At 62.7% G+C, this 16,337-nt stretch carries 14 protein-coding genes; 5 read left to right on the forward strand and 9 right to left on the reverse strand.

Annotated elements, in window-relative coordinates; translation table 11 throughout:
* Positions 1–200: 200 nt before the first annotated feature.
* From EOC83_RS27960 to EOC83_RS27985, 6 genes are all read right to left on the reverse strand, one after another.
* Positions 201–668, reverse strand: coding sequence for a DUF1203 domain-containing protein (locus tag EOC83_RS27960; protein ID WP_013531464.1), 468 nt, complete (start codon positions 666–668; stop codon positions 201–203).
* Positions 669–825: 157 nt separating this feature from the next.
* A complete protein-coding gene (locus tag EOC83_RS27965; RefSeq protein WP_013531463.1) occupies positions 826–1,383 on the reverse strand; it encodes an OmpA family protein in 558 nt (185 codons plus the stop codon).
* Between the two features lie 111 nt (positions 1,384–1,494).
* Entirely contained in the window at positions 1,495–2,058 is a 564-nt protein-coding gene (locus tag EOC83_RS27970; protein ID WP_013531462.1) for a GNAT family N-acetyltransferase, read from the reverse strand.
* Between the two features lie 5 nt (positions 2,059–2,063).
* Positions 2,064–2,930 (reverse strand): 3-mercaptopyruvate sulfurtransferase, encoded by an 867-nt coding sequence (sseA, locus tag EOC83_RS27975; RefSeq protein WP_063168058.1) that lies wholly within the window; start codon positions 2,928–2,930, stop codon positions 2,064–2,066.
* A gap of 38 nt (positions 2,931–2,968) precedes the next feature.
* The gene (locus EOC83_RS27980; RefSeq protein ID WP_063168059.1) at positions 2,969–3,712 is read right to left on the reverse strand and encodes an alanyl-tRNA editing protein; all 744 of its coding nucleotides are present in this window, start codon (positions 3,710–3,712) and stop codon (positions 2,969–2,971) included.
* Entirely contained in the window at positions 3,712–4,746 is a 1,035-nt protein-coding gene (locus EOC83_RS27985) for a cysteine synthase A (RefSeq protein ID WP_013531459.1), read from the reverse strand. The genes EOC83_RS27980 and EOC83_RS27985 overlap by 1 nt, the downstream gene beginning before the upstream one ends.
* Positions 4,747–4,973: 227 nt before the next feature.
* Between EOC83_RS27985 and EOC83_RS27990 the strand changes: the two genes are divergently transcribed.
* Together EOC83_RS27990 and EOC83_RS27995 are read left to right on the forward strand one after the other, a co-directional pair.
* Entirely contained in the window at positions 4,974–5,795 is an 822-nt protein-coding gene (locus tag EOC83_RS27990) for an SDR family oxidoreductase (RefSeq protein WP_024505081.1), read from the forward strand.
* A gap of 79 nt (positions 5,796–5,874) precedes the next feature.
* The gene (locus EOC83_RS27995) at positions 5,875–6,849 is read left to right on the forward strand and encodes an alpha/beta fold hydrolase (RefSeq protein ID WP_063168060.1); all 975 of its coding nucleotides are present in this window, start codon (positions 5,875–5,877) and stop codon (positions 6,847–6,849) included.
* A 102-nt stretch (positions 6,850–6,951) separates the two neighbouring features.
* Here EOC83_RS27995 and EOC83_RS28000 read toward each other — a convergent pair whose 3' ends face one another.
* A complete protein-coding gene (locus EOC83_RS28000) occupies positions 6,952–8,376 on the reverse strand; it encodes a DEAD/DEAH box helicase (protein WP_024505079.1) in 1,425 nt (474 codons plus the stop codon).
* A gap of 409 nt (positions 8,377–8,785) precedes the next feature.
* Between EOC83_RS28000 and EOC83_RS28005 the strand changes: the two genes are divergently transcribed.
* On the forward strand, positions 8,786–10,318 hold the full coding sequence (locus EOC83_RS28005) for an acyl-CoA carboxylase subunit beta (RefSeq protein ID WP_013531455.1): 1,533 nt from the start codon (positions 8,786–8,788) through the stop codon (positions 10,316–10,318).
* Positions 10,319–10,330: 12 nt separating this feature from the next.
* On the opposite strand, the gene EOC83_RS28010 is transcribed toward EOC83_RS28005, so the two are convergent.
* Positions 10,331–12,331, reverse strand: a complete 2,001-nt coding sequence (locus EOC83_RS28010) for a hypothetical protein (RefSeq protein WP_063168061.1) — start codon at positions 12,329–12,331, stop codon at positions 10,331–10,333.
* Complete coding sequence (locus EOC83_RS28015; RefSeq protein ID WP_063168062.1) at positions 12,328–13,872, reverse strand: bifunctional ADP-dependent NAD(P)H-hydrate dehydratase/NAD(P)H-hydrate epimerase; 1,545 nt, start codon at positions 13,870–13,872, stop codon at positions 12,328–12,330. The genes EOC83_RS28010 and EOC83_RS28015 overlap by 4 nt, the downstream gene beginning before the upstream one ends.
* Positions 13,873–14,230: 358 nt before the next feature.
* Here EOC83_RS28015 and EOC83_RS28020 point away from each other — a divergent pair, with 358 nt between their 5' ends.
* Entirely contained in the window at positions 14,231–14,569 is a 339-nt protein-coding gene (locus EOC83_RS28020) for a P-II family nitrogen regulator (RefSeq protein ID WP_006205430.1), read from the forward strand.
* A gap of 65 nt (positions 14,570–14,634) precedes the next feature.
* The gene (glnA, locus tag EOC83_RS28025; protein WP_013531452.1) at positions 14,635–16,044 is read left to right on the forward strand and encodes a type I glutamate--ammonia ligase; all 1,410 of its coding nucleotides are present in this window, start codon (positions 14,635–14,637) and stop codon (positions 16,042–16,044) included.
* Positions 16,045–16,337 lie beyond the last annotated feature (293 nt).

Consider the following 16,337-nt stretch of genomic DNA (forward strand, 5'->3'; position numbering starts at 1 on the left):
CCATGCCGGCGGGCTTTTTTCTTGCGTGGAATACGTCTGCTCCAAACGCAGGCAACAAAAAAGCGGAGCCAAAGCCCCGCTTCCTCGATGACGAGATTTGCCGCCGGTTCATCCGCGGTCGGCAAATCGATCGACAATGGCTTTCTATCGCGACTATGCGACGGGAGTACGACAGCTGTTTCCAGCGGCTAATCTCAGCCTCAAGCGCGCTCGATGCGGCACTGGTAGCAATTGTTGCGCGCCGAGCGGACATGGACGTAGGCGATCTCGTCGCGTTCCAACAAGGTCTTGGCCCGCCCGGTGATGTCTCCGGTCGGGACCACGCCGCCGCTGCCATAGACGATACGGTCATCCCTGCCATAGCCGCGCACGATGTAGTCGGGGCTGTCGAGAATCTCGGGCAGCGCCTCGCCCTCGGCAGCGCCGTCGCATTCCTCGGCATGCAGGAAGATCGGCCCGGTTTCGGCATAGGGCTGAAGCTGCGGGAATGGCCTGTATGCCAGAACAAGATAGGCATCGCCGGCTCCTATGTTCTTCAAACAATGCCGGCAAGGCATGCCGTCACCATCTGAGACCTTTCGCTCGGGCGTTTGGCCATAAGCATCGACGCCACCACGCTGCAGCGTCCTGACAGCTTCGGTCGGCAAAGCTTTGAACTGGATGGTCATGGAAAAATCTCCGGTGTCGTGATTGGAAATTATGTCCTTGAACCCTCGCCGCCCACCCGATTCCTGCCAAATGTCGAAAAGCCGATCGCCCCTCGGCGATCGGCTCTCATCAGATTCCTGTCAAAGGCGCCGGCTAATTAAAATTCGGAGCTGCGACTCAACGGATGAAATCGTCGAAGCGGCGCAGCGTCACCCGGCGATTCTGCCAGTTTTCGTTCTGCGTCTGCACCAGCAAAAACTCCTCACCGTAACCAACGGTTTCCAGTGCATGGCCGGGCACCCTAAATTCGCGCACCAATGTGCGCTTGAGCGAAGCGGCGCGTTGTTCGGACAGGGCCTGGTTCGACTGGAAGGAGCCGACGGCGTCGGTATGGCCCTCGATCAGCACGCGGGCGCCGGGATCGCGGCGCAGGATTCGCCGCAGCGCGTCGGCAATAGTCTCGATCTTGTCGTATTGCGAGTTGGCAATAGCCGCCGAACCGAAGGCGAAGTTGATCGACTGGATATCGATCGAGCGGGCCATGCGGCGCAAATCCGGGCGCCGCTTGAATTCCCGGATGGTGACGCGCTCGTTCGGCCGCAATTTCACACGCGGTGCTGCCTCGAGCTTCCGCTCGATCGTCGCGGCCGAAGGCGTTGTCGCCTGGGCTGCGGCCAGGCTTGGCATGGCAATCGCCGCGATCAGCGCGGCGGCAAGTGTACGGCGGGTCAGCATGTCTTCGTCTCCTTCGGCCTTGGCCGCATTGATGGTGCGGGCAACATGCCAAAAGCAGCCTGAAGGGCCGATGAACGACAGGTTCAGATTCGAGCTGGTGTCAGCTTCCGGCTAGGGCCGCATGACGCTGGCCGCGCGCTCGGCGAAAGGCAGCGGATGCACGATTTCCTTCTTTTGCGCCACCGGTGCAAAGCCGAGCTTCTGGTAAAGCGGCAGAGCCGCCGGATGATCGAGCGTGCAGGTCTGCACCGTCACGCGCTTCGGACCATGCGACCAGGCGGCTGCGATCGCGGAACCCAGGAACCAGCGGCCGATGCCTTGTCCCGTCGCATGTTCCATCATGCCGAAATAGGCGAGCTCGACTTCTTCCGGCAGATGCGGCTTGAGATCGAAGAAGCCGGCGGGTGCGCCGTCGAGATAAAGGACCCTGATGTCGCGATCCTCGCGATGAATGCCGGCGGCAAGCTCGTCGTCATCCAGCCTCAGCACATTGACCCAGTGCCATTTGCGCCCCACCCGGTCCATCAGATAGCGGTAGAAATGCAGCGGAATGTCCTTGGTCTTCAGCAGCGCGATCTGACGGTTGTAGGGCACCGGCGGCGAATAGGCCGGCGGCACATGCATCTCGAGAAACGTCACCGTGACGTCAATATCTTCCAGCGCGCCGTTTTCCATCGTCTTCATTCCTTGCCGATCACAACGGGGCCGGTCACGACAGGCGTGTCGGAAAGCCCGCCCCACTCCGTCCAGGAGCCGTCGTAAAGCCTGTTGTTGGTATGGCCAAGTGTTTCCAGCGCCAGCGTCACCACCGCTGCGGTAATGCCGGAGCCGCATGAGGTGACGACAGGTTTCGACAGATCGATGCCGGCCTCCTCGATCGCCTTGCGCAGGCGGTCCTTCGACAGCAGCTCGCCATTTTCCGACAGCGCCGAATAGGGCAGATTGCGCGCGCCAGGCATATGGCCGGAGCGGATACCCGCGCGCGGCTCAGGCTCGGCGCCGGTAAAGCGGCCCGGTCCCCGGGCGTCGGCGATCTGGCTTGCCCTGGTGTCGACGATCCGGCGCATGTCGGCGAGGCTGGCGACGCGCCCGGAGTCGAAATCGGCATGAAACACGCTTGGCGCGATCTTCGTCGGCTCAGCCGTCACCGGTCTGCCGGCGGCTTTCCAGCCATCGAAGCCGCCATCCAGAATATAGGTCTGGAAGACGCCCATCACCCTGAACATCCACCACGCCCGGGGCGCCGAGAAGAAACCCGGACCATCGTAGACGACGATGGTGTCATCGGCCGAAACGCCCATGGCGCCGACATACTGGGCAAAATGCTGCGGTGACGGCAGCGTATGCGGCAAGGGCGAATCCGGATCCGAAACCGCATCCTGATCCAGAAATCGTGCGCCCGGGATGTGGGCCGAATCATACTCGCCGCGCGCATCGCGCTTCTGCGCCGGGAGATACCAGGATGCGTCGAGAATCGTCAGGCCCGGCTCGCCGAGACGTTGCTGCAGCCAGTCTGCGTCGACGGTGAAGGGGCTGTCCTCGGCCATTTTGTGCTCCTGCTCGCCTTTTGGCGATCACTGTCTGTTCAGTTTGCCGGCATCGGCCCAAAGCGGATGCGGAAGCGCCGGTTTTCACGGCCCTTCTTCTCGATCTTGCCGATGTGGATTTCGCCGACTTCGCCAGTGCTCTTCACATGGGTGCCGCCGCAGGGCTGGCTGTCCACCGAGGCGTTGTCGCCGATACAGACCAGGCGGATCTTGCCGGTGCCGGCCGGCGGCCGGACGTTCTTGGATTTCACCAGGCCGGGATTGGCGGCCAGTTCCTCGTCACTGATCAGCCTGACAAAGATCGGATGATCGGCCCGCACCAGCTCCATCAGCCCGGCGGTGATGTCCTCCTTGGTGAAGCCGGCATCCGGAGCGTCGAAGTCGACACGGCTGTCGTCCTCGGAAACGGCGGCACCGGTGATTGGAAACGGACAGACGACGGTGAGCAAATGGCAAGCCGCATGCATGCGCATCAGGAGATGCCGGCGTTCCCAGTCGATGGCCAACCTCACCGTCTCGCCGACCTGTGGCACTGCTTGCTCCGGCGCCGGCACATGGATGATCTCGTCCTTGGTCTCGCCGGTGAGGGTAGCGGCAATGGCGATGCGGCTGCCGTCCGCGCGTTCGAGACACCCGGTATCGCCCGGTTGGCCGCCCGAAGTGGCGTAGAAGATCGTCCGGTCGAGGATGATGCCGCCGCGGTCGTTGACGGCAACGATCGTCGCATCCGCCGTCCGCAGATAGGCGTCGTCGCGAAACAGGGCATCCGTCCAGTTTGCCATCACGCGACCTTTTCGAACGGCACCGAAATTGTGCTCTTCAGCTCCATCCAACCCGGCACCGGCAGTTGCTTCTCGCGCAGGAATTCCGGGTTGAACAGTTTTGACTGATAGCGCGTGCCGTAGTCACAAAGAATGGTCACGATGGTGTGGCCGGGACCCAATTCCCTGGCCAGGCGGATCGCGCCGGCAATGTTGATGCCGGTCGAGCCACCGACGCAAAGCCCCTCTTCCTGGATCAGGTCGAAGACGATCGGCAGCGCATCCTCATCGGGGATCTGGAAGGAAAAGTCCGGCGTGAACCCTTCGAGATTGGCGGTGATGCGCCCCTGCCCGATGCCTTCGGTGATCGAGCTGCCTTCGGACTTCAGCTCGCCGCTGGTGTAGAAGGAGTAGAGCGCGGCCCCCAGCGGGTCGGCCAGCGCGATCTTCACATCCTTGCTTTTCGCCTTCAGCCCAAAGGCGACGCCGGCCAGCGTGCCGCCGGAACCGACCGCCGAGACAAAGCCATCGACCTTGCCGCCGGTCTGGCTCCAGATTTCCTCTGCTGTGGTGCGGATATGGCCGTCACGGTTGGCAACATTGTCGAACTGGTTGGCCCAGATGGCGCCGTTCGGCTCGGTCCGCGCCAGTTGCTCGGCCAGCCGCCCCGACAGTTTCACATAATTGTTGGGGTTCTTGTAGGGCACGGCAGGCACTTCGATCAGTTCGGCACCGAGCAGCTTGATCGTGTCCTTCTTCTCCTGGCTCTGTGTGTCGGGAATGACGATGACGGTGCGATAGCCGAGCGCCTTGGCGACCAGCGTCAGCCCGATGCCGGTGTTGCCCGCCGTTCCCTCGACGACGACACCGCCGGGTCTCAGCAGCCCACGCTGCTCGGCATCGCGGATGATGAACAGGCCGGCGCGATCCTTGACCGACTGGCCCGGATTCATGAATTCGGCCTTGCCCAGGATCTCGCAACCGGTTTGTTCCGAAGCTTTGTTGAGGCGGATCAAAGGCGTTTTGCCGATCGCGTCGATCACAGAACGGGGCATTCAGGATTCCTTGTGTAGGTGCGCCGAAACCCTAGAAACCCGAAGCTGCAGTTTCAAGGCAAGAATTTGTCTGGTCCAGTCGCATTTGCGGTACTGTAATTGCGTCAGCGCTTCCCGAAACCGACCTCTTGCGCCACAGCTCATTTTCCGGCTGACGTTGAAAAGCAGCTTTTCATTCGATTTCTTCATCGCTAGAGCAAAGCACCAACAAGTCGACAGGGCGCAGCATGACACTCTACCGGGCCAACCCGAAGCACGGCGTCGCCTGGATCACGGGCGGATCGAGCGGCATCGGCCGTGCCTTGGCCAGGGATCTTGCTTCCCAGGGCTATGCCGTCGCGGTGACGGCGCTCGACGACGATCCGATCGACACGCTTGTCGTCGAGACCGCGCAGATGCCGGGCAGCGTCACGGCCTTTCCCTGCGACGTCACCGACGAGCCGCGCATGGCAAGAACCGTCGCCGCGATCGAGAAGGAGCTCGGTCCCATCGTGCTCGCCATCTTCAATGCTGGGAATTACATTTCGACGCCGGGGGAGAATCTTGTCGTCAACGACTTTCGCCGGTCCTTCGAGGTCAATTATTTCGGCATCATCAACGGCCTCGTGCCTGCGGTCGAACGCATGCGTGTGCGGGCGCGCGGCCATGTCGTGCTGGTCGGCTCCGTGACATCCTATTTCGGCTGGCCGACAACGGCCGCCTATGGCGGCACCAAGGCGGCCATCAACATCCTGGCCGAGTCGCTGAAGTATGATTTCGACAAGATGAACGTGCGTATCCAGGTGTTCAACCCAGGCTTCATCGACACCCCGCTGACCGAGAAGAACATGCTGCCGATGCCGGGACTGATGCCGGTCAGCCGCGCATCGCGCCGCATGGCGCGAGGCATCAAGTCGGGCGGTTTCGAAGTCCATTTCCCGCGCCGGACAAGCTGGCCGCTGAAACTGCTCGCCCTGCTGCCGAGGCCGCTGTGCAGAGGGTTTATCAGCCTGATGACCAGTTGGAAGGCGCGGCCTCTGCATTACGACCGCAAGCCGCCGATCGAATAGGACGCCTGCGAAATTGGCAGGCTCCCCGTTTTCGGGCCGCCGTCGCCATGGTTGAGACAAGTGCCGCGTGGAGTCTGCGATGGGGCGACGGATCGTGCTTGCTGTGCTGGGCCTTATTGCCGTTCTCGCACTGGCCTTCGTGTTCGGCCCGCGCGTTCGCGTCGACACCACGATCCGTTTCGATCCCTCGCTCATCGGCGACGATCCGCAGGCCTATGTGGCAAAGGCGGAAGCCGCCATCCCCGGAATCCGAGACGGGCTGGAGAAGGAGATCGTCTGGGCCGATCCGTTGGTGCATGCCAGGACCCCGCTATCGATCGTCTACATCCACGGCTTTTCCGCATCGAAGGGCGAGGTCCGCCCGCTGCCTGACGAAGTGGCGGAACAGCTTGACGCCAATCTCTTCTACACACGGCTTACCGGTCATGGGCAGGATGGCGCGGCGATGACGCAAGGCAGCATCAATGCCTGGATCAACGACTATGAGGAGGCGCTCGCCATCGGCCGGGCGATCGGCGACAAGGTGATCGTCATCTCGACTTCGACCGGCGGCTCGCTGGCGGTCTGGGCGGCAACGCAGCCCGGTGCGTCGGACGGGGTGGCGGCGATTGCGTTCATCTCCCCGAACTTCGGCGTCAAGACTTCGGGCGCCGAGATCCTGACCATGCCGTGGGGCAAACAAATCGCCAGGCTGGTCGCCGGCAAGGAACATAGCTTCGTGCCGCGCAACGCGCTGAATGAAAAATTCTGGACCACCCGCTATCCGATCGAAGCAACCTTGCCGATGCAGGCGCTGACCGAGCTTGCCTATGGCGCGCCGGTGGAGAAGGCGACCGTCCCTGCTTTGTTCATCTTTTCTGATTCGGACAAAGTGGTGCGGGCCGACCGCAGCCGCGAGATTGCCGGGCGCTGGGGCGCGCCGCATGAACTGGTTCCGGTCGACGACACTGGCGACCCGGACAATCACGTCATTGCCGGCGACGCGCTGTCGCCATCGACCACGGCGTTTCTGGCGCAAAGGATCGCCGTCTGGATCGAAGCGGTGGTGAAGTAGGCGACGAAAAAGGGCGACCGAAGCATCGCTTCGGCCGCCCTTTTCTTGTTTCGTCTCGGCAATCAGCCAGCCGAAGCTTGACTGACTGCAGCGCGGTCTGGCTTACGCGGCCCGCGCAGCCGGACGCTTACCGCCGAAGCGGCGCTTGTTGTTGCCCTTGAAGGCCGGCTTGGCGCCGTCCGGCTTGCGCTCGCCGGCGAAGGCCGGCTTGTCGCCGAAGCGCTTCTTGCCAAAGCCGTTGCCCTTGTTCTCGCCACCGGGCCGCCTGCCGTCGCGACGGCCATTGCGGTCGTTGCGGTCATTGGCCGGCTCGAAACGCTCGTTCTTTTCAGCCGGATTGCGCAGCGGATCGGGGCTGCCGAGATGGTCGGCAACGATCGGCAGCTTGGTGCGGATGATGCGCTCGACCTGGCGCAGCTTGCTGTTCTCGGAAGGATCGCAAAGCGTGATCGCGATGCCGTCCATGCCGTTGCGGCCGGTACGGCCGATGCGGTGGACGTAGCTCTCGGCTTCATCCGGCAGGTCGAAATTCACGACATGGCTGATGCCGGGCACGTCGATGCCACGCGCCGCGATGTCGGTCGCCACCAGAATGCGCACCGAGCCGTCGCGGAAATCGTTCAGCGCTTTCTGGCGGGCGTTCTGCGACTTGTTGCCGTGAATGACGGCGGCCTTGAAGCCATCGCGCTCGAGGTCCTTGGTCACCCTGTCGGCACCATGCTTGGTGCGCGAGAAGATGATGACGGACTTCATCGCCTCATCGGCGAGCATCGTCGACAGCACCTGGCGCTTCTGCTTGGTGCGGGCAAAGACGACGCCTTGCACGATCTCGGCCGCTGCCGTGCTTTGCGGCGCGACTTCGACGCGGATCGGGTTCTTCAGCAGGCCCTTGGCCAGTTCGGCGATTTCATTGGGCATGGTCGCCGAGAACAGCACCGTCTGACGATCGGGCGCGGTCGCCTTGGCGATGCGCTTGACGTCGTTGATGAAGCCCATGTCGAGCATGCGGTCGCCCTCGTCGAGCACCAGCCATTTGGTGTCGGCAAGCATGAGGTCGCCCTCACGCACCAGGTCGGTCAACCGGCCGGGCGTTGCGATCAGGATATCGACGCCGGGCGCAACCTTCTTCACCTGGCTGAAGCGCGAGACGCCGCCAAGCACGAGCGCGGTCGAGACATGCGCGCCCTTGGCGAGGATCTTGATCGTGTCCTCGATCTGCACGGCGAGTTCGCGCGTCGGCGCCAGGATAAGCGCACGCGCCGTCTTCGGCCGGCGCTTGGTGCCGAGTGCGATGATCTTCGACAGGATCGGCAGAGCGAAGGCCGCGGTCTTGCCGGAGCCGGTCTGGGCGATGCCGAAAATGTCACGGCCTTCCATCTGCGGCGGGATCGCCTGCGCCTGGATAGGCTTCGGCTCGGTGAAGCCGGCGTTGTGGGTGGCCTTGAGCAGCGCGCCCGTAATACCCAGTGCCGCGAAACCGGTGAGTTCCGCAGTGTTGCTACCGGGCAAAGTGTTTTCGTTGGTCAAAATAATCTTCTTTCACGCGGCTTCTGGCCGCAAACATCGATGGCGGCAGGGCGCAACCTGCCGTCGAACAAATTTTCATGAAACGACAAGGCGGGCGGACGGGTTCGTCCACTCGGCTGCGCTGTCGTGCCCGCAGGCATCATGCCACGGGGCTTTTTCGCCGCTTTGTGATTTACCGGAAAAAGGGCCGATATACCGGAAAGAGGGAAAACAGACGCAACCAGTCTCATTCGTCGAGAAGGCCGGATAAGTCCCGGCCCAAGCGCCTATGCCGCCGCATATGGCCCAGTTCGCCACCAAATGCAAGGGGCGTCATGCTGCAGCGCAGCAAAATCCACGGAGCAAGCGGCGCTTGCGCTCGCTTGCCGGCACGATTACCACGAAATGCCGCTGGCTTGGGAGGTAATCGATGAAGGACGTGCTGAAGGAACTCGAGCGCCGCCGCGAGATCGCCCGCATGGGTGGTGGCCAGGCCCGCATCGATGCCCAGCACAAGAAGGGCAAGCTCACCGCGCGCGAACGCATCGAGGTGTTTCTCGACGAGGGCTCTTTCGAGGAATTCGACATGTATGTCGAACACCGCTCGACCGACTTCGGCATGGAGAAGACCAAGATCGCCGGCGACGGCGTCGTCACCGGCTGGGGCACGGTCAACGGCCGCCCGGTCTATCTCTTCGCCAAGGATTTCACCGTGTTCGGCGGCTCGCTGTCGGAAGCGCATGCCGAGAAGGTCATCAAGGTACAGGAGATGGCGCTGCGCAACCGGGCGCCGATCATCGGCCTCTACGATGCCGGCGGCGCGCGCATCCAGGAAGGCGTCGCAGCACTCGGCGGCTATGCCGAGATCTTTCAGCGCAACGTGCTTGCCTCAGGCGTCATCCCGCAGATTTCCGTCATCATGGGTCCATGCGCCGGCGGCGATGTCTATTCGCCTGCCATGACCGACTTCATCTTCATGGTGCGCGATACCTCCTACATGTTCGTCACCGGACCGGATGTGGTGAAGACCGTGACCAACGAAACGGTGACCGCCGAGAGTCTCGGCGGCGCTTCCGTCCACACGACGAAATCCTCGATCGCCGACGGCGCCTATGACAATGACGTCGAGGCGCTGCTGCAGATGCGCCGGCTGGTCGACCTGCTGCCGGCTTCCAACACATCGGAGCTTCCCGAGATCGAATGCTACCAGTCGGTCACCGACCATGATTTGTCGCTCGACCGGCTGATTCCCGACAACGCCAACAAGCCCTACGACATCAAGGAGCTGATCCTGAAGGTCGCCGACGAAGGCGACTTCTTCGAGATCCAGCAGAATTTCGCCAAGAACATCGTCACCGGCTTCGGGCGCGTCGAGGGCCGCACGGTCGGCTTCGTCGCCAACCAGCCAATGGTGCTGGCCGGCGTGCTCGATTCGGACGCCAGCCGCAAGGCGGCGCGCTTCGTGCGCTTCTGCGACTGTTTTTCGATTCCGATCGTCACCTTCGTCGATGTCCCCGGCTTCCTGCCCGGTACAGCGCAGGAATATGGCGGGCTGATCAAGCATGGCGCGAAACTGCTGTTCGCCTATGCCGAGGCCACCGTGCCGAAGATCACAGTCATCACCAGAAAAGCCTATGGCGGCGCCTATGACGTGATGGCCTCAAAACACCTGCGCGGCGACATGAACTATGCCTGGCCAACGGCACAGATCGCGGTGATGGGTGCGAGGGGCGCGGTCGAGATCATCTACCGCAAGGACATCGGTGATGCCGAAAAGATCGCAGCCCATACAAAGGCATACGAGGATCGCTTCCTGTCGCCCTTCGTCGCCGCCGAACGCGGTTATGTCGACGAGGTGATCATGCCGCACTCGACCCGCCGCCGTATTGCGCGGGCGCTCCGCATGCTGCGCAACAAGGACATGCAGAACCCCTGGAAGAAGCACGACAACATCCCGCTGTGAGACGCCGGCAACTCACTCCTCTTCCGCCGCCCCGAACCCCGCTCCCATGGTGGCGCGGACAGGGCTGCCCCACGGTGTCGCGTGATTGTCGATGCGCATCTGGAAGATGAAATAGGTCGGCGAGCAGAAGCCGATGCCTTTCACTTTGCCGATGCCCGGCGTGTCCGGCGGCAGCGATTGGCACATATAGTCCTCGCGGCAGAAATGATCGGCCGAACAGGCCGGCCGGTTGCCGCGATTGACGGCGCCGCCAAGGCATTGGTCGAAATTGTTGGTGGCCACGCAGATGTCGAATTTCTTGCCGCCGACCAGCCCGCAAATCTCGTTCGGCATCGGCTTGCCAGCTTTGAAGGCCGCGAAGGCACGGTCCTTGTCGTCGCAGCCGCGATAGGCGATGCCGCCCGGCACGCCGATCTTCGGCGGACGGCAGGTGTAGGCGGTGCGCGACGCGGCAGGCGCGAAGGCCGCGAACTGGCCCGATTTGCTGTAGCGGTCGTTGAAAGGCTGCGCCGCATTGCTGGCGATCGAGCCGGTCAGGCAGGGATGGCCGGAAAACAGTTTTTCGCTGTCCTTGGGCAGCAGGCATTGCGCCAGTTTCGTGTGCACGCCCGAAGCGGTGGCCAGCGGCGTGCAGACGGTGCCGCCGCCGCATTTCCAGGTCGCACCGAAGCGGTCCGCATCTTCCGGCATCAGGCACGGCATGGCCATCTCGGCCGGCGCGTAGTCGACCGCGGCGTCCGTCCAGGCTGCCGGCGGCGCAAAGGAGAGCGGACGGAAGCGGTTTGGCTCCCTGCCCTCAGCTGTAGCGCGCAGCCAGGCCTGGCGGCGCGGGATCTCGGCATGAAGATGCGGCGAGATGTCGACCTCGATGCGGTTGAGCGGCGATGTCGTCTTGTCGTCAAGGCCGATGAAATGGAAGCCGGCAGTGGAACCGGCCTGATGGCAACCTTGGCAGGCGCCATTGTCCAGCCGCTCGACCAGCGCTTCCGGCGTGCGCACCAGTTTTAGCGTGGAATAATCGAGCGATGCGAATTCCTTGGGCTGGAACAATTGCGTAAACGGATGATTGGCCTGCCGCGCGCTGCCGAAGGTCGACCATGAGATGATCTTTCTGGCCAGGAACTCGTCGGGAATCTCATAGACGCCTTCGTCAACCGCCGGCAAATTGGCGCCGACATAGACGGCGAGCCGTGCCTTCAGCGCCGCATCCTGCGAAAGCCGTGCGGTGTCGGGCGTGTTCTCCAGCGGTTTTTCGCTGATATCGGCGCCATCGATGCCGAATATCCGCATGAGATAGGCGGCCTGGCCACCGAACTCGGTTTCCTGGCCGGAGGGGAAGCGCACCACCTGTACGTTGAGCTCCAGCTGCTTGAAGGTGAGCCCAGCTCTCTCCAGCGGCCCGCCGGTCAGCCAGCCGGCATCGACGCTCTCGTCAAGCTGGGGTGTCCAGCGTCCGGCAACACCGACGCAGCCGCCATCGGCGTCGGGGGTGGCGCTGTAGACCGCATTGAAATTGAATGGCAGGCGCGACGCCAGCAGCTTGCCGTTTTTGCGAAAGCTGTAGGCCAGGCGGTAGATGAAGCGCACCTCGCCGCAGCTCCTGTCGCCTTGCAGCACCGCGAAGTCGCGACGATCGAGCCGGTTGACGACGCCGACCAGCCGGAAGCGCGCGGCGTCGGTCTTCAGCCAGCGCATGTCCATGATGCGGCCGACATTGCCGTCGGTGACTTCGTAGAGCGTCCGGCCGCCGGCTTTCATATCGGCACGCAGTGCCGCAACATCGGAGGCAACCGTTTCGACGATGGCGTGAAAGGCCGGCGCCTCGTCGTAAAGCGTCTTCAGACCGCCCTCGCCGTCGACCCCGAAAACATCGGCGAAACCGAAACCCCTGGCATCGAGTGCGGCGAGCACCGCCGGATCGTCGACGATCGTCACAGGACCTTCGGCGCGCGCCGTCGGCGCCATGAAGGCAGCGATGAGGGTGGCAAGCAACAGAACGAGCGCGCGGCTCATTGGGCAGCCGTGCGCGCGTCGAAGAGTTCGCGCAACACCGGCACCAGTGCCAACGGCAGGTCCTCGGCGATCAGACCGGGTCCGAACCGGCTGCCGGCCTCAGCATGCAACCACACCGCCGCGCAGGTGCCCTCGAAGGGCCGCATGCCTTGCGCCAGCAAACCGGCAATGATGCCCGACAGCACGTCGCCTGACCCGGCTGTGGCCAGCCACGGTGCACCGCTGGAGTTGATCGCCGCTTTGCCATCGGGTGCTGCTATGACCGTGTCGGCGCCCTTGTAGACGATGACGGCGTTGGCCCGCGTGGCGGCCGTTCGCGCCTTGTCCAATTTCGACATGGTTTTGTCCCCGGCGATATCAGGGAACAGGCGGCCGAATTCGCCCTCATGCGGCGTAACTATCAAGGCAGGCGCATTCGGCTGACGGGCAGCTTCGAACAGCGCCTGAGGCTGATGGGCCAGCGACGTGATGGCGTCGGCATCAAGAACCATCGCACTGGCGTGGTTCGCGGTCGCCTCGTCGCGTGCTTCCTCCTCCAAAGCCTTGATCAGCTGCAGGGCGAAATCGCCGACCTTGGGCTTTGGCCCAAGCCCCGGTCCGAACACCAGCGCCCCGGGATGGCGCACCGTTAGAAATTCCTGCACCTCCTCGAGCGAGCCCGCCTCGCGCAGCATGATCGAGGTCAGGTGAATCGCGTTCACCTGCATGGCGTTGCCAGGCGACAGCACGGTGACCGCCCCTGCCCCGCTTCTGGCGGCGGCCAGCGCCGACAGCCGCGCCGCGCCCGTAGCACTGGGACCGCCGGAAAAGACGCCGACATGGCCGCGCTTGTATTTGTGCGCATCCACCGTCGGCACCGGAAATTCCTGCAACCACAGGTCCGGCACATTCTCGAAGGTCGAGACGGCGAGCTGGGCGATAATGCCGTCGCCGATGCCGATATCGGCGAGCACGATCTCACCGCATTGCCCGCGCCCCGGCAGCAGCAGGTGGCCAGGCTTTTTCCGCGCGAAGGTGATGGTGACCTCGGCACGAAACGCCCTGCCCAATATGTCACCGCTCCTTCCAGAGACGCCGGACGGCAGGTCGACCGCGACCACGGGCAGGCTCAGGGCTGTCACTGTATCGATGGCTTTCGCGGCGTCGCCGGACAGCGGCTTCGACAGCCCCGCCCCATAGAGCGCGTCGATCACGATCGAGCCAGGCTTGGCGTCAAAGTCAGACAGCGGCCGGGGCTTGATCGGGCATTCCGCGGCGGCGAGCGCCGCATCGCTTTTCGGCCTCGGCGCGCCGGATGCCCAGACCGATGTGCCGACGCCGCTGCCGGCCAGGATGCGGGCAACGACATAGCCATCGCCGCCATTGTTGCCGGGCCCGCACAGCACATGGATGTGCTTTGCCGAGGGGTAGCGCTTGAGAACCTCGGCCGCGACCGCTCCACCAGCGCGCCGCATCAGGCCGATGCCGTCGGCTGGGCCGGCGGCAATCGTCAGCCGATCGGCCTCGCTCATTTCGGCCGGGGAAAGAAGTTCGTTGCTCATGGATTGCCGATCCGCATGCGATCAAGCATTGTCCGATTTCGATCCTAAGCAAACAAGGGGGAGTTGCCGAGATCTGCAGCCATAACGTTGGCACGAAAGCATCGCGGGCAGAAAATTGCCTGGGGGATAGGCAATATGCCCGATTTTTGTGCGGACGTGGGTGCTGGCGCTGTGTAGGCTCTGGCAGTCCATGCCGCTTCCGGTGCAGCGAATGACGCGAATTTGCATCCCGGTGCGGCGCGGCTTTGAAATCTTATGAGACCGCTTAGAATCCGCTGAATTGGCACAGTTCGTGCTTGATGGAGGCGCAAGCGGGGGGTCACAACCCGTTTTTTTGGCAGTGGAGGCCACTTTTTACATGAAAAAGATCGAAGCGATCATCAAGCCATTCAAGCTCGACGAAGTGAAGGAAGCGCTTCAGGAGGCCGGACTGCAAGGCATCACCGTCACCGAAGCAAAAGGCTTCGGTCGTCAGAAGGGCCACACCGAACTCTACCGCGGCGCCGAATATGTCGTCGACTTCCTGCCCAAGGTGAAGATCGAGGTCGTGCTTGGCGACGACGCGGTCGAAGGTGCGATCGAGGCCATCCGCAAGGCGGCCCAGACCGGTCGTATCGGCGACGGCAAGATCTTCGTTTCCAATATCGAGGAAGTCGTGCGTATACGCACCGGCGAAACGGGCATGGACGCGGTCTGACCGACCGCGCCATCCTCCCGAAAAACGTCATCATCAAAAAAAGTCATCACACAGGGATACATGACATGACGACAGCCAAAGACATCATGAAGCAGATCAAGGACAACGACGTGAAATTCGTCGACCTGCGCTTCACGGACCCGAAGGGCAAGCTGCAGCACGTGACGATGGATGTCATCGAGGTCGAGGAAGACATGTTCGCCGATGGCGTGATGTTCGACGGCTCGTCGATTGCCGGCTGGAAGGCCATCAACGAGTCCGACATGGTGCTGATGCCCGATCCGGAAACGGTCCACATGGACCCGTTTTTCGCGCAGTCGACCATGGTCATCCTGTGCGACATCCTCGATCCGGTTTCGGGTGAATCCTACAACCGCGATCCGCGCGGTACGGCCAAGAAGGCCGAGGCCTACATGAAGGCCGAAGGCATCGGCGACACCATCTTTGTCGGCCCGGAAGCCGAATTCTTCGTGTTCGACGATGTGAAGTACAAGGCGGATCCCTACAACACCGGATTCAAGCTCGACTCCACGGAATTGCCGTCGAACGACGACACCGATTATGAGACCGGCAATCTCGGCCACCGTCCGCGCATCAAGGGCGGCTACTTCCCGGTGCCGCCGATCGACAGCGCGCAGGACATGCGCTCGGAAATGCTGACCGTGCTCGCCGAGATGGGCGTGCGCGTCGAAAAGCATCACCATGAGGTGGCGGCGGCTCAGCACGAACTCGGCATCAAGTTCGACGCGCTGGTGCGCAACGCCGACAAGATGCTGATCTACAAGTATGTCGTCCACCAGGTCGCCAACGCCTACGGCAAGACGGCAACCTTCATGCCGAAGCCGATCTTCGGCGACAACGGCTCGGGCATGCACGTCCACATGTCGATCTGGAAGAACGGCAAGCCGACCTTCGCCGGCAATGAATACGCCGGTCTGTCGGAAAGCTGCCTGTTCTTCATCGGCGGCGTCATCAAGCATGCCAAGGCGATCAACGCCTTCACCAACCCGCTGACCAATTCCTACAAGCGCCTGGTGCCGGGTTACGAAGCGCCGGTTCTGCTCGCCTATTCGGCGCGCAACCGCTCGGCTTCCTGCCGTATCCCGTTCGGCTCGTCGCCGAAGGCCAAGCGCGTCGAGGTCCGCTTCCCCGATCCGGGCGCGAACCCCTACCTCGCCTTCTCAGCGCTGCTGATGGCCGGCCTCGACGGCATAAAGAACAAGATCCATCCCGGCCAGCCGATGGACAAGGATCTCTACGACCTGCCGCCGAAGGAGCTGAAGAAGATCCCGACCGTCTGCGGCTCGCTGCGTGAAGCCCTGCAGAGCCTCGACAAGGACCGCGGCTTCCTGAAAGCCGGCGGCGTCTTCGACGACGACCAGATCGACAGCTATATCGAGCTGAAGATGGCCGAAGTGATGCGCTTCGAAATGACCCCGCATCCGGTCGAGTACGACATGTACTACTCCGTCTGAGATTCAATCTCGGTCCAAGATTAGCTATAATGCTCAAGCCCTTGAAAGACGTCCCTCTTTCAAGGGCTTTTTGCTGCGCTCCAATAGGATTGCCAGCCGACCGGCATGCCTCGCCTGCACGGCAGCCGCGCATGGACAGCCGTATCCGCCTTTCGTCTTCGACGATCATAGGATGCCCGGATTCTTGGACCTACGGTCCATCGGAGCGGCCGGCTTTTGAGCGCGTCGCTTCAATCACAACTCGGCGGTGTTCAGTAAATGATCAAGGGAGGCGGTTCGGCCGCCAACGTCGG

Origin of the sequence: Mesorhizobium sp. Primo-A (assembly GCF_003997175.1) — a bacterium.
Classification (GTDB): Bacteria; Pseudomonadota; Alphaproteobacteria; order Rhizobiales; family Rhizobiaceae; genus Mesorhizobium; species Mesorhizobium ciceri.

Excerpts from the sequence above, each read along its gene's own strand:
- EOC83_RS27960 (WP_013531464.1), bottom strand. The coding sequence starts at position 668 with ATGACCATCCAGTTCAAAGCTTTGCCGACCGAAGCTGTCAGGACGCTG.
- EOC83_RS27965 (WP_013531463.1), bottom strand. The coding sequence starts at position 1,383 with ATGCTGACCCGCCGTACACTTGCCGCCGCGCTGATCGCGGCGATTGCC.
- EOC83_RS27970 (WP_013531462.1), bottom strand. The coding sequence starts at position 2,058 with ATGGAAAACGGCGCGCTGGAAGATATTGACGTCACGGTGACGTTTCTC.
- sseA (WP_063168058.1), bottom strand. The coding sequence starts at position 2,930 with ATGGCCGAGGACAGCCCCTTCACCGTCGACGCAGACTGGCTGCAGCAA.
- EOC83_RS27980 (WP_063168059.1), bottom strand. The coding sequence starts at position 3,712 with ATGGCAAACTGGACGGATGCCCTGTTTCGCGACGACGCCTATCTGCGG.
- EOC83_RS27985 (WP_013531459.1), bottom strand. The coding sequence starts at position 4,746 with ATGCCCCGTTCTGTGATCGACGCGATCGGCAAAACGCCTTTGATCCGC.
- EOC83_RS27990 (WP_024505081.1), top strand. The coding sequence starts at position 4,974 with ATGACACTCTACCGGGCCAACCCGAAGCACGGCGTCGCCTGGATCACG.
- EOC83_RS27995 (WP_063168060.1), top strand. The coding sequence starts at position 5,875 with ATGGGGCGACGGATCGTGCTTGCTGTGCTGGGCCTTATTGCCGTTCTC.
- EOC83_RS28005 (WP_013531455.1), top strand. The coding sequence starts at position 8,786 with ATGAAGGACGTGCTGAAGGAACTCGAGCGCCGCCGCGAGATCGCCCGC.
- EOC83_RS28010 (WP_063168061.1), bottom strand. The coding sequence starts at position 12,331 with ATGAGCCGCGCGCTCGTTCTGTTGCTTGCCACCCTCATCGCTGCCTTC.
- EOC83_RS28015 (WP_063168062.1), bottom strand. The coding sequence starts at position 13,872 with ATGAGCAACGAACTTCTTTCCCCGGCCGAAATGAGCGAGGCCGATCGG.
- EOC83_RS28020 (WP_006205430.1), top strand. The coding sequence starts at position 14,231 with ATGAAAAAGATCGAAGCGATCATCAAGCCATTCAAGCTCGACGAAGTG.
- glnA (WP_013531452.1), top strand. The coding sequence starts at position 14,635 with ATGACGACAGCCAAAGACATCATGAAGCAGATCAAGGACAACGACGTG.